The following is a 12754-nucleotide window of genomic DNA, read 5'->3' as shown; positions in this document are numbered from 1 at the left end:
CGTAGCACTAATGACTTTACGCAAATTTGACAAGAAAAAATATATAGCTAGGTATGATCCATACCTAGCTATAACATTACTTCTATTCTTTATCCAATTACGTCTTTTACGTCTGTATCCACTGGCCACTTTTCTAATGTATAAGCCATTTCCCAAAATGAATATTCATATTGACTGCTAATAATAAAATGCTGTTTCATACGCTTGCGGTCTGTCTCTGTTACTTTTTCAGCGATAGTATCTAAACGTGTAATTTGCTCTTCAACTAGCGTACGGAACCAATCAGATCCATAAGCAGAAATCCATTCGTTATAAATTTGCTCTTCCGGCTGGCACTCTTTTAAGCGTTCGCCAATTTCATAATACAACCAATAGCAAGGTAAAATTGCTGCAATGATATCGCCTAAATGTCCTTCGTACGCAGCACGATACATATGTGAAGTATATGCGTATGCAGTTGGAGCAGGGATAAAATTATCTTTTTCTTCTTTTGTTATCCCTAATTTCTTCGCAAAATTCTCATGTAAAGATAACTCTGCCTCATATGTATTTTGAGCATGATGTGCCATACGAGCTGTCGTCTCTAATTCAAGAGCTTTCGCAGCTCCTAAAGTTTGTACTCTAGCAAAATGGCTCAAATAATATGAATCTTGAAGCACATAATAACGAAAACTAGCTAAATCTAACGTTCCTTCACCAAGTTTTTTTACAAAAGGATGGTTAAAACTCGCTTCCCAAATTGAATCTACTTCTTTACGTAACGATTGTGAAAAAGTCATTTAAATCCCTCCAATAATATATAAAATATAGATATTTATCCACAGCTATTAACGCTTTAAAATAAAAAAACTTTCTTTACAGGCGTAAAGAAAGTGAAATTGACAGTATTTATTTACTCATTAAATAGCAACGTCTTTCCCACTTCCCTACGCTGGCATTAACCAGATCAGGTACTAAGAGTCTCAAAATCACATTTGATCTCAGCCTATAAAAGGCCCCTCTAGTGGATAAATATTTTGTTTTTATAATGTATTCATCATAGCATACTTCGTGAAACTGTCAAAAAAATTAGTTATATAATTCCCTTAAAACCCTTCTTCTTTTCTAACTTTTAATGATGTTTCAATAATCATATCTAATAGTTTGCTATAACTAATTCCCGCTGCTTCTGCACTTTTTGGCAATAAACTTGATTGTGTCATCCCTGGTAATGTATTAATTTCCATTACATATGGAACTCCGTCCTTCACCATCATATCAACTCTTGCATAAACACTACATTTTAATGCTTTATAACAAGCGAGTGACGCTTTATTTACACGTTCATTAATTTCTGCTGGAAGTTCGATAACTTCCTCAACTGTACTAGTATCATCATATTTTGCATTGTAGTCAAAGAACTCGGCTGCATGTCGAATTGAAACTATAGGTAACTGTTTTCCATCCAGAATTGAACATGTAATTTCATCACCTTTTATATACTTCTCAATTACTACTTCAGAATCCCATTCGAATACAGTTTCTAGCATTGAGATCAATTCATTTTTATTATAAACGATTTTCACTCCGACACTCGATCCGCCAGAGTTTGGTTTTACTACTAATGGAAATCCTAACTTATCTAACTCATCAAGATTTAGATCCTCCATTTTTGTAAGTTCAATCCAATCTGGTGTTTCTACACCTTCATAACGTAAAATCTTTTTCGAAATATTTTTATCCATACATATACTGCTAGATAACATATTACTTCCGCTATAAGGAATCCCTAAACTCTCCAGTGTTCCTTGAACTGTCCCATCTTCTCCGTATTTTCCGTGTAACGCGAGCAACGCAAAGTCAATGTCTTTCGCTTTTTCAATTAAATCCACTTTTTCATTTAATGTAATTGGAACTATTTCATACTTATTTTTATCTAAATGAGCAATCATTTCATTCCCCGTCATAATTGAAACTTGTTTTTCAGACGATACCCCGCCCATAATAACACCGATTTTCATTTTCTCAACTCCAAATTTCATTTTTTAATGTATCACCAATTATTTTAATTCCCCGAACTATTTCTTCTTCTTTCAAGCGCGAAAACCCTAATCGGAAAGTGTTCGCTCCTTCTCCATCAGAGTAAAAAACATCTCCAGGTGAAAACGTAACGCCTTTCTCATAACACTTTTGTAAAAGTGTGCGGGCATTCATATGCTCTTCTAGTTCTATAAATAAATGAAGTCCACCATCTCCAGTCATTCTTTTGAAATGAATGTACTGGTTACATGCCCCGACAGCTAACTCATATTTTTTCTTATAAACAGATCTTGCCTTTTTTAAATATTTCTCAAAATATCCCTCATGTAAATATTGAAACAGAACAGCTTGATCTAGCGTAGATGTGTGAATCGTTCTTGCTCTTTTTACGCTTTCTAAATAATGAATCAGCTCTTTATCTGCAATAATCCAGCCTACACGTAAACCAGGGAAAAGTACCTTTGAAAAGCTACTAATATAAATCACATTATTGCCAGCTCCCGCAAAAGTTAATAATGGAGCTAAATGTGAACCTGAATAACGTAATTCTTCATTAAATCCGTCCTCTATAATAGGAACGTTGTATTTTGAGAATAACCTCATCAATTCCGTTCTTTTCTCTGAACTCGTAACAATACCGGTTGGATTATGATAAGAAGGAATTAAATAAGCAAAATCAAAATCTTTTTCACGCAAACTTTTTTCAACTTCATTCGTATCAATACCATCCTCATGCATATCAATCCCATGAACTTCAAGTCCATGTAAACGGAAAAGCTTAAGTGCAGCGTGGTGAGTTGGATTCTCACAAATGACACGACCGGATTTTTTTGATAAAGAAGAGAGTACAATATCCAATCCTTCTGTAAATCCATTTGTAATTAGAATATCTTTATTCGAAATGTCTACACCTTTCATTTCCATGTAATGAAGTAAATAATTCATTAACGGTCTATATCCCTTTGCATATCCGTAGTTCAATACGATGTCTCCTTCAATGGACATACGAGTAAGAAAAGCTCTTTTGAAATTTTCAACATCAAATAGCTTCTCATCTGGGGCTATACTATTAAAAACAATCATTCCCTTTTCCCAACGAACACCATGTTTCATTAAATCTAATTCATCCGCTAATGCGGTCACTGTATTAAGTTTATTTTTCCAATCTATTTCAACAGATGAAGTGTTAGATATATCCACCTTCGCAACAAAGTTCCCTTTTCCTTTAACTGCATAAATGAGTCCTTCTTGCTCTAAATCTGCATAAGCAGCGAGTACAGTGTTTCTACTCACACTTAGTAATTCACTTAGTTCCCTTGTTGATGGGATTTTTTGATCCCCGAGCAAATGCCCTTTCATAATCATCTTCTTCAAATAATCTTTCAATTGAATATAAACAGGACGATCTTTAACAACTTTAAAATCCTTAAACAATTCCTTACCCCCTGCAATCATTTTTGCATATTTATTTCATTCTCAAAAGGTCCACGACATATGTATTTTTTATAAAGGGCGGTACGGTCTTACAAATCTTTTCGATATAAGTTAATTACATCTTTTAAAGCTGCAGCTGCAGCGCCTCGTGGATTAGAAGCCCCACCAATTGTAGTAACTTGTCCCATCGTATCTGTAAAGAACGTAATTCCTTTTTCGGTCCCATTTACTTTTGCTAACGGATGATCTTTCTCTATTTCGCACGGTTCAACATTTAAATTGACATTGCCACCCTCATCCTTATATGTTGATGCTATTAATTTAATAATTTTATGTTGTTCCTTAGCATTTCTAATTTGCTGTTTTGTAACGTGCTCGATTCCTTTTATATGTATATCAGTAAGTGTTTTCTCTGTTTCCATTAAGCTGTTTGTCAAAAGTAACAATTTACACGCACTATCTGAACCACTTATATCTAATATAGGGTTTGTCTCAGCAATTCCTTTATCTTGTGCTTCTTTCAGTGCTTCTTCAAATGTCATATCTTCCTCATACATTTTCGTAAGAATATAATTAGTTGTTCCATTTAATATTCCTTCTATTTTTTCAATACTGCAACCGGCTAAACTAAATTGTCCGATATCTAGGGTCGGTAGTGCAGCGGCTGTTGCACCGCTATATCGAATTCGTACATTTGCGCCTCTTGCTGCTTCATTTATTTCTCTCCAGTTTGTAACGAGCGCCCCTTTAGAAATTGCTACTATATCCATCTGTTTCTCCATCGCTTGTTTCATATATTGTTTCCCTGGATTTCCATCTTTAAGATTTGTAACTGTTGATTCTACCAATACAGTACCACTTATGCTAGTTGTTGCACGTTCCTCCGGATGATACTCTAAATATTTTTCAATTGCAGCGGTACCGCCACCATACATCAATAAATGATGAAGTGATAAGCCGTCTTCATTATGTATTGCAATATTTCTCCCTAATACGCCACTTACAACTAATTGAATCCCATATGTTTCATATATATATGAATATTTTTCATTTATTAATTTTATAAACTCTCTGCCTACTGTTCCGTATCCTGATAATACAACTTGAATTTTCATAATATCCCCCCATATTTTTCTACCAAATCCCTCTTTCAATATAATATAAAGCGCTCTCGAATTCCATCGAGAGCGCTTTATTATTACCTATTTCGGTAAACGTAATAGCTTTTCAGCAATTGTTCTATAAAACTCTTGAATGCTAGAAAAACCTAACGAGTCTGAAACACTTAACCCTACCATGTCCAGATGGTCCCAATTCGCTTTCGTTTCGATATGATTCCATTTTCCAATCTGTAATGACTCATTATTATTTACAGCAACATTAGAAGTTGGTGCAATCATAGAATTCGTATTTACTACACCATCATTTTGCCACCAAGAAGTATCGATTAATGGACGGTTTTCTTCGTATCTCGCATAGGAACCTAAGAAAAATGCATTCCCCATCAACACTTTATTCATCGTTATATGCGGCAAATGTAAACCTGTTATAGGTGCTGCTTGTGATGCATGTCCACTATACGATAAGTAATACACATCCGGTTGCGTCTTTACCCAATTATTTAACTCCTTTGCACCATCTGTACTTAAATCCCATTGACTTATATCTTTTGTATTTTTCCAAAGTGAACTATTTAGAATACGATTACTATATTGGAAAAAGGACTCTCCAGCATTCTTCTTTATCCCCCATTGATCCAATTTGAAATCATATAACGATAAATTATTGTTTTCTCCAAAGCTCGCAGCTGTAATGAGTAAATCTTTAACGAACGGTAGCAGAAGACTACCATCCGCCAGTGTTGTACCGTTGTGAGGGGTTGCTAATGTTGTAACACTATGAACATACGATTTTCCGCCTTCAAATAGTGGTGATATTTTGGTGTTTGGGTGATTTTTCACATAATTCTTTTCTTCAAAACTACCTTCTTTTAATAGCTGTACTAATGTTCTAATCGTTTGTCCACCCATGCTATGTCCAACTAAATGAACTTTATTTGTTTCACTCCAATTCGGCGCAAAACCACTATAAGTTCTGCCAAAACGATTATGTCCATGTTTCTCAGCATGTACGGCACCATAGTCTACTGTCCCACCGCTAATTTGTGCATACAATTCACATGCACGATCCCAGTTACTAGAAACAGGTCCAACAGCTGCGGTATGTACCGTATAACCATTGCGTTTCAAATCTTCCTGTATATCATGAACACCACCCCAATATTTTACGCCAAGCATTTCTTCTCTACCCCATCCAGCAAATCCATTCACCAATATGATTGGATAATTATTTTGTTGCCTCTCTTCAGCGTATGATATTTTCGCTGCGAATGAACATACGGTCACTAATGCGAAAAAACATATTTTTAAAAATAACTTCCCCATACTTTCTCCCCCTAATAAAACGTTTACATTTTTCTTTTTAAAAAAAAATTAACAGAATAATTTAATAACTTAAACATAATGTAAAGTATTTTATATACGTTGTATATATAGAAAACATATACAAATGTTGATAAATATTAATTCAAGTAAATATTTACTTTTTACAATACAACTTGTAAATCTGTTTATTTGAATCTATAATTAGATATAGTTTCCTCATGTTAAAAAGATTTAAAAACCATAAGAAAACTAATCTCATTGCTTGAAAAGGAGGAAAAAGCATGCAAATCGGATCAAATATTCATACATTATCTCAACCTACTAAAATAACTCCATCTACTCTTGAGCATAATACTATCTCTTCTACTAAACTTGAAAGTACGAAAGTAAATGATCCTATCAAGTTTGATATTCGTTCATCTGAAAAAGAAATGAAACAGCCTGAGCATAAATTTAATGAATTAGATTTATGGAAGATGTTAAAGGATAAAGGTGTTCCCTTATGGATCATCCTTGAAATGCTACAAAAGGCTCGTAAAGAAAAAGAAGCCCAAAATAATTCAGTTCAAAATTCAAATGGGATTGAGGAAACAAGCGAGACTCGATTAAATGAAGTAATGTAAAGCATAATAATTGATTTGTCTATAAACTAAAAAGAGTTCGAAGCTGATGAAATTTTTATCAACTTCGAACTCTTTTTTAAGGTTTTTCGCCAATCGTTACAAAGTGAAAAGATACTTCTCCTTCCAAACCTTTAATTAACTTTTTTACTTTGACATTTTCATTAACCAATGTATTATCTGTCGACATTTTAGGTTTTTCGTCACCTAGTGATTTTTTCAAATGAAGAAGATGCATTTTCATTTCATTTGCCTTTATTTCATTATAAACACTATTTTTTGCTACAATCATATACCATTCCGTTGAATATTTACGATTGTTACCTATCCAAGCATCACTATCGTATGTAACAGGAATCTCTACCTCTCCTATTTTAATACTTTTCATAGTCTTATTGTCTTCACTTGTAAATAATAGCGCCCCTTCTTTTGGGAATTTCGGTAACGTATCTATAATATAATTGGAGCCATTATCTTGTTTTCGAAAAAGTTTTTCTTTAATCAATGCTTGTGCTGTAGATTCATTTAAAATTAAGACATTTCCATTTCCAACTTCCCCTTTTTTCACAGAAAACACTTCATTTTCTTCCGTAATTTCCTGATAACGATTAATAATTGGTGAAATATTATTTTCATCTCCAATAATTAATACACCGTTTGCAGGAAATGGATTTTCCTTTTTAGAACATGCACTAAAACTTATTAATAATAGTATCGTTAACATAAAAATAGTTAAAGTTCTTTTCATCTCGTTTCCTTTCATCATACAGTTCATTTTTCTACATACTTTATTGTAGTCTTACAAGCTAATAAATTCTATTGCTCCATAACCTTATAAAGCTTTTGCAGATAACGCCAACGGGTTATAAAGAAATATAAAACTTGTATACATATAAATGAAATTAAAATAACGATAGAGCTATTTATGATAGAAAAATCGACTAATTGCTGTAATGCTATATAAGCGACTACAGTATGAATCACTGCAACGACAATTGGTAAAAAGAACATTAATAATAACTGTCTCGTTACAACTTTTTTTAACTCACCTTTACTTAATCCCATTTTCGAAATCATTTTATATTGCTGCTGATCGCGATCCAAATCTGTATATAATCGGAAATAAATAAAACTAGCAGCGAATGTAAAGAAGACGATTCCGACTAAAATACTTACCATAAGTAATAAACCATTCTTTTGCTTTGCTTCCAACAAGTTTAATGTTAAAGCTTCAAAGTAGAAATCTCTGTCCCTAAGATCTTTATCGAATATACTCTTTAATTGATTGGAAATCTCTTTCGTTTTTATCCAATCATCTACAACAAATCCGTAAGTACGATATGGAATTTCTTTATTAACTGGGTCACTAGTAAGAGGCATTCCATCATATACCTGATCTTGAACAGCGATATAAATAGTTCTAGAATCGTGTGGTAAAACTAAATTTTCTACAGCTTTTTTCACATGAAATGTCTTTGTCCAGTCACCTTGAATGACTTCTATATTCTTTTTATACTCGCCATTTTTAAATTCTTGTTTTTGTGATACGACTCCAGGAATTAATAAAATTTCATCTTCTTTTTCAATTTTTTCTTGTTGATAGCCTAGTGCTTTAGCAAGATCGTTGTATTCACTTAACTTCATTACATTTACGCCATTTTCTGTGTATATATATGAAGATGAAGCCATTCGATACGGAATATTAGCATCAGAAAGGTGCTTTTTTATAATAGAAAGATTTTTATTCAATACTTTGTCATTTTCAAGACTTCCATACAAAAATGTATAGGGATTTGTCATCCTTACTAAATCCCTATTTCCAATTGCGGCTGTTGTACCAATTGCTGTAAATGCAACTGCTGAAACAATAGATACTATAAAAAACATCGTTGCATTATCTTTCATACGGTAAATTAATTCAGAAAATGTTAATATATTTGTTCTCTTTAAAAAGAAAGATTCTCTCCTTTTAGCAAGGCGCAATATATACACGCTACACTGTGTATATAAAAAGTACGTTCCTATAATTACTAGGAGCACACCTATTCCAAGCGTAATAAAATTGGTACTTGGTATGAAGCGAAATACTGAAAAATATCCATACCCTATACTAATTAAAGAAAGTAGCGATAATAAAACTGAAGATTTCGGTTCAGGTTTTGGCTTTTCCTCTGCTCGAATAAGTTCCACAAGTTCCGTTACTTTTATCATTTTAAATGTAAATAATGAAACAATTAAAAACAAGAAAAGAAATGTGATAACAGTTAATAATACAGCCCGCACTGGTATATAAAAAGGTAAACCATTATTAATCATTAATACACTTGCACTTATCAATAAGACTAGTTTAGAAAATATGAGTCCAATGAAAATCCCTATACAAATTGAACCAAGTCCAATCAACATATTTTCAATTAATAATAATTTCTTAAGCTGTCTCATTGACATACCTTGCATCATTAAAATGCCAAATTCTTTCTTACGCGTTTTTAAAAACGAACTAACTGAATATAAAATGAAGAAAAATGAAAATACAAAAATCAATCCTTGCGAAACTGAAAATCCCAATGTACCAAATGCACTTATTGTTGCACTTGTCGATTTCAACTCACCTTGTAAATCGGGATGAAATAATAAAAGAGCATACGTAAAGAAAATCATAATAGAAAATGCACTACTTAAAAAATGGGCAGCATATGTACGCTTATTGCGAAAAATATTATTAAATGCGAACTGACGAAAAGTCATGCCTTTTCCCTCCTAACAAAGAAAGGACATCCATAATCTTTTGATAAAAAGTTTGCCTACTTTCACCACAATAAATTTCGTTATATAGTTGACCATCTTTAATAAAGATTACTCGGCTGCAAAAGCTCGCTGCATACGGATCATGTGTAACTAACATCATCGTTGCTTTTTCTTCTTTATTTAGAGTATCCAGCATCTCCATTACATCATTTGAAGATTTAGAGTCCAAGTTCCCTGTTGGTTCATCTGCAAGTAATAATTGCGGCTTATGAACAATTGCACGAGCGATTGCTGTTCTTTGAGCTTGTCCCCCTGATATTTCAAACGTTCTTTTATTCAATATATCTGTAATATTTAACTTCTCTGCAATCTCTTCCAATCGCTTGTTCATTTCTTGCACGGAAACACCATCTAAAGTCATCGGCAATACGATGTTTTCTTTTACAGTAAGTGTGCTAAGAAGATTAAATGATTGAAAAACAAATCCTAATTGTTTTCTGCGGAATAACGCTAATTCTTCTGATGATAATTGAAAAGGATTTGTGCCATTAATAAATATTTCTCCCGATGATGGAGAATCAATAGTAGATACCATATTTAATAACGTTGTTTTTCCGCTACCTGATGGACCCATAATTCCTACAAATTCACCTTCTTGAATTGATAAATCAATATCTACTAATGCTTTATAAGGTACTTTCCCTTTATATACTTTACTAATACTTTTTGCATGTAAAATTTCCATGTATATTCTCCCTTCATTTCCACTGCTCACTATAGAGTGTAAATGAATTATCTTACAGCTCATATTGATTCATCTTTCATTTACCTTACACGCTTGTAAGATTTCTAAAAAAACTGACAACATAATTATTTCAAACTAAAATTAACGCATAACTATCTTATAATAATTGTATAGTAGTAGGAAATATAATGTATAATAAATCTTTATTATATAAATGAGAAAAGACCGATTGCTATCGGTCTTTTACTACCAAACGTTATATTTTTATCCACTCAGATTTTCTCAATATATAATGATTATATATTTGATTTTCTATCCTCTGTTGGCTCTTATAAATAAACCCGCATTTTTCAATAACTTTATTTGATGCTACATTGTTAATTAAAGCAATTGCGTTAAGGACATTTAAATTTGTTTCTTTAAACAAATAGTCAATTAAACCTTTAGTCGCTTTTGTAGCATAGCCATGATTTTGATATTCATTTGAGATAGCATACATTATCTCTCTGTTTGGTGAAGGGAGTTCTTCTTTCATACCTGTGCAGCACCATCCAATGAGTTCATTTGTAGCTTTCTTAAATATTCCTAGCTTTAACGTATGATTATCTATGTTATTCGTAGTTTTCACTGCATCAAGAAATGCTTTGTTTGCTGGTATTTCATAATCTGCAATCCAATCCACCCTTTGTTCTTTCGTTGATTTCCAGTCTGGTAAAAATTTTGCTATTTCCGGTTGATTTGCTATTTTATAAATACTCTCTGCATCTTTGACCGTAAATTCTTGCAAGTATATATCTCCACAATCTATTTTAAATAACTTAGTGAATCTCTCTTCTCCCATGTTAATCCCCCTTACTTACGTTATAGCTCTTTAATCTGCTTCGTAAGTTCCATAAACCGTTCATCCAGTGCTTTATATTCTTTGTCTTTAGAAGTTAAAAAGCTTAATTTCCCTAATACTTCTTGTCTCTCTGTTTCTAACGTTAAACGTAGCTCTTCAATATCATCTCTTGTTTTAGTAGGTTCTTCTAGCTGCTTTTGTATCGTATTGTTTGAAAACACGAGTTTTGTGTTAGTTGTTTTCTCCAGAAAATATCGATCGTGAGATACAATTACTAATGTTCCGTTATACTCAGCTAATGTATTTTCAAGTTGTTCACGTGAAGGTAGATCCAAGTGATTCGTCGGTTCGTCTAAAATGAGTACATCTTTTTCATCTAAAATATAAGCCATTAGCTTACATTTTACTCTTTCTCCCATACTCATATGCTCAATCGGCTCTTTCCATTGAAAAGCTTGGAACCCTAAATGTTTCATTAAATTTTGGACTTTTCCTCTTTCTTCAAACGTCTTTTTAAAAAATAAATTTTCTGGTGTTTTATCAAGCGGTAAATCAAAAACTTCTTGTGTTAAATAGCCGATGTTTGCAGATGGTGAAATCCATATTTCTCCTTCAGCAGTTTCCGTTCCCATAATCATCTTCAGTAATGTTGTTTTCCCACTACCGTTTGGTCCAACAATCGCAACTTTCTCACCGTGCTGAATTGTAAAATTAACGTTTTCAAATAATACTTTCCCATGAAAGTCTTTTTTTAATTGCTTCACTTCTAAAAAACGTTTTCCTACTTTTTTGTTCGCTTGAATAGAAAACTCAACTGAATACTCTTCTTTCACACGTTCTACTTTCACTTTCTCCAGCTCTTTTTCAAGTCGTTTTCGTTTTGACTTCACTTGTGCATCCATTCGCTTCGCTTTTACACGATAGAATTCTTTCACACCTTCTTGTTTTGTAGACTGCGCGTGTGCCTTTTGTGACCATGAACTCAATTCTTTTATATGTGTTTCTACTTGTTCTATCTTTTTTTGCTGCTTTTCATATTCACGCTGCTGCGACTTTCTTTTTTGCTCACGTGCTTTCATGTAGATCGTATAATTACCACTATGCTCAATTAATTTTTTGTCCTCAATTGACCATATTTTTGTTGCGACAACATCTAAAAAATATCGATCATGTGATACAACGATAACTGTACCTTTCATGTTTTTTATTTGTTTAATGAGAAATCCCGTACTGATCTCATCTAAATGATTTGTCGGTTCGTCTAATATTAAGACATTAGGATTTTCAGCAAATCCTTTTGCTAATCGAATTTTCAGCTTTTCACCACCACTTAAAGTATGAAAATCGTTCGTTGGCACGCCCCATTTCGCAAGAAGTTCTGCTTCTTTTGCAATTACATCATTACTAATAAAAGATTCTATTTCTTGCTCAACATATGCGGTTGTCATATTCATTTGCTGCCATTCAACAATCCCTTTTGAAGGCTCAATCTTTCCATTTATTAATTGAAGTAACGTTGATTTACCAGCACCGTTTTTACCAATTAATCCGATAACATCCCCTTGTTTTACTGTCACATTCATTTTCTCTAACAACATATTTTCTTTTATTTCAACATAAACATCATTTAATTTTAATAGTTCTTTCATAATACCGATCCCTTTCATTAAGGGAGAATAAAAAAATCCTCCCAAATAAATTTGGCAGGATTAGTCGTTAAAATATTTACACCCAAATAAGCTATTACGTAACATAAATAGCAATACCGTTCTATGGAAATTGGGCAGACTAATCCTATTTTTTAGAAATTGAAATTTATTGAATTTCAACATTTAAAAATAAGATTAGTTAATCATCGTCCACCCATCATTCCTTTCTGTCATTAATAACCATATTGTACCAT

11 protein-coding genes and 1 riboswitch are annotated in these 12754 nt (G+C 32.8%); of the genes, 1 reads left to right on the top strand and 10 read right to left on the bottom strand.

The window, feature by feature from the left end; all coding sequences use genetic code 11:
• Positions 1-89 precede the first annotated feature (89 nt).
• The 5 genes from tenA to DN407_RS12300 all read right to left on the bottom strand — a co-directional run bounded on the left by tenA (position 90) and on the right by DN407_RS12300 (position 5897).
• Positions 90-779, bottom strand: a complete 690-nt coding sequence (gene tenA / locus DN407_RS12320; protein ID WP_000144514.1) for a thiaminase II — start codon at positions 777-779, stop codon at positions 90-92.
• A 127-nt stretch (positions 780-906) separates the two neighbouring features.
• Positions 907-1012, bottom strand: a riboswitch (TPP riboswitch).
• 73 nt (positions 1013-1085) lie between these two features.
• Positions 1086-2000 carry a D-alanine--D-alanine ligase gene (locus tag DN407_RS12315; RefSeq protein WP_001987735.1) on the bottom strand — a complete coding sequence of 305 codons (915 nt, stop codon included), beginning with the start codon at positions 1998-2000 and terminating at the stop codon, positions 1086-1088.
• A 4-nt stretch (positions 2001-2004) separates the two neighbouring features.
• Entirely contained in the window at positions 2005-3453 is a 1449-nt protein-coding gene (gene pdxR / locus DN407_RS12310) for a MocR-like pyridoxine biosynthesis transcription factor PdxR (protein WP_000471610.1), read from the bottom strand.
• Between the two features lie 89 nt (positions 3454-3542).
• Entirely contained in the window at positions 3543-4568 is a 1026-nt protein-coding gene (locus DN407_RS12305) for a homoserine dehydrogenase (protein WP_097856482.1), read from the bottom strand.
• Positions 4569-4655: 87 nt separating this feature from the next.
• Complete coding sequence (locus DN407_RS12300) at positions 4656-5897, bottom strand: esterase/lipase family protein (protein WP_097856481.1); 1242 nt, start codon at positions 5895-5897, stop codon at positions 4656-4658.
• 281 nt (positions 5898-6178) lie between these two features.
• Between DN407_RS12300 and DN407_RS12295 the strand changes: the two genes are divergently transcribed.
• Positions 6179-6520 (top strand): DUF3914 domain-containing protein, encoded by a 342-nt coding sequence (locus tag DN407_RS12295; protein ID WP_097856480.1) that lies wholly within the window; start codon positions 6179-6181, stop codon positions 6518-6520.
• A 76-nt stretch (positions 6521-6596) separates the two neighbouring features.
• On the opposite strand, the gene DN407_RS12290 is transcribed toward DN407_RS12295, so the two are convergent.
• The 5 genes from DN407_RS12290 to abc-f form a co-directional block, all read right to left on the bottom strand.
• Positions 6597-7283 (bottom strand): lipoprotein BA_5634 family protein, encoded by a 687-nt coding sequence (locus DN407_RS12290; protein ID WP_118043478.1) that lies wholly within the window; start codon positions 7281-7283, stop codon positions 6597-6599.
• A gap of 50 nt (positions 7284-7333) precedes the next feature.
• Complete coding sequence (locus DN407_RS12285) at positions 7334-9265, bottom strand: ABC transporter permease (protein WP_000144153.1); 1932 nt, start codon at positions 9263-9265, stop codon at positions 7334-7336.
• A complete protein-coding gene (locus tag DN407_RS12280) occupies positions 9240-10010 on the bottom strand; it encodes an ABC transporter ATP-binding protein (RefSeq protein ID WP_000404276.1) in 771 nt (256 codons plus the stop codon). Before DN407_RS12280 ends, DN407_RS12285 begins: the two co-directional genes overlap by 26 nt.
• Before the next feature lie 256 nt (positions 10011-10266).
• On the bottom strand, positions 10267-10851 hold the full coding sequence (locus DN407_RS12275) for a GNAT family N-acetyltransferase (protein WP_000503529.1): 585 nt from the start codon (positions 10849-10851) through the stop codon (positions 10267-10269).
• A 20-nt stretch (positions 10852-10871) separates the two neighbouring features.
• Positions 10872-12500 (bottom strand): ribosomal protection-like ABC-F family protein, encoded by a 1629-nt coding sequence (gene abc-f, locus DN407_RS12270; RefSeq protein WP_149216292.1) that lies wholly within the window; start codon positions 12498-12500, stop codon positions 10872-10874.
• Positions 12501-12754: the final 254 nt, after the last annotated feature.

Source organism: Bacillus sp. JAS24-2 (genome assembly GCF_008274905.1).
GTDB lineage: Bacteria > Bacillota > Bacilli > Bacillales > Bacillaceae_G > Bacillus_A > Bacillus_A cereus.
The sequence above is the reverse complement of the archived record's forward strand: the minus strand, read 5'-3'. Positions and strand labels throughout refer to the sequence as shown.

Excerpts from the sequence above, each read along its gene's own strand:
- tenA (WP_000144514.1), bottom strand. The coding sequence starts at position 779 with ATGACTTTTTCACAATCGTTACGTAAAGAAGTAGATTCAATTTGGGAA.
- DN407_RS12315 (WP_001987735.1), bottom strand. The coding sequence starts at position 2,000 with ATGAAAATCGGTGTTATTATGGGCGGGGTATCGTCTGAAAAACAAGTT.
- DN407_RS12305 (WP_097856482.1), bottom strand. The coding sequence starts at position 4,568 with ATGAAAATTCAAGTTGTATTATCAGGATACGGAACAGTAGGCAGAGAG.
- DN407_RS12300 (WP_097856481.1), bottom strand. The coding sequence starts at position 5,897 with ATGGGGAAGTTATTTTTAAAAATATGTTTTTTCGCATTAGTGACCGTA.
- DN407_RS12295 (WP_097856480.1), top strand. The coding sequence starts at position 6,179 with ATGCAAATCGGATCAAATATTCATACATTATCTCAACCTACTAAAATA.
- DN407_RS12290 (WP_118043478.1), bottom strand. The coding sequence starts at position 7,283 with ATGATGAAAGGAAACGAGATGAAAAGAACTTTAACTATTTTTATGTTA.
- DN407_RS12285 (WP_000144153.1), bottom strand. The coding sequence starts at position 9,265 with ATGACTTTTCGTCAGTTCGCATTTAATAATATTTTTCGCAATAAGCGT.
- DN407_RS12280 (WP_000404276.1), bottom strand. The coding sequence starts at position 10,010 with ATGGAAATTTTACATGCAAAAAGTATTAGTAAAGTATATAAAGGGAAA.
- DN407_RS12275 (WP_000503529.1), bottom strand. The coding sequence starts at position 10,851 with ATGGGAGAAGAGAGATTCACTAAGTTATTTAAAATAGATTGTGGAGAT.
- abc-f (WP_149216292.1), bottom strand. The coding sequence starts at position 12,500 with ATGAAAGAACTATTAAAATTAAATGATGTTTATGTTGAAATAAAAGAA.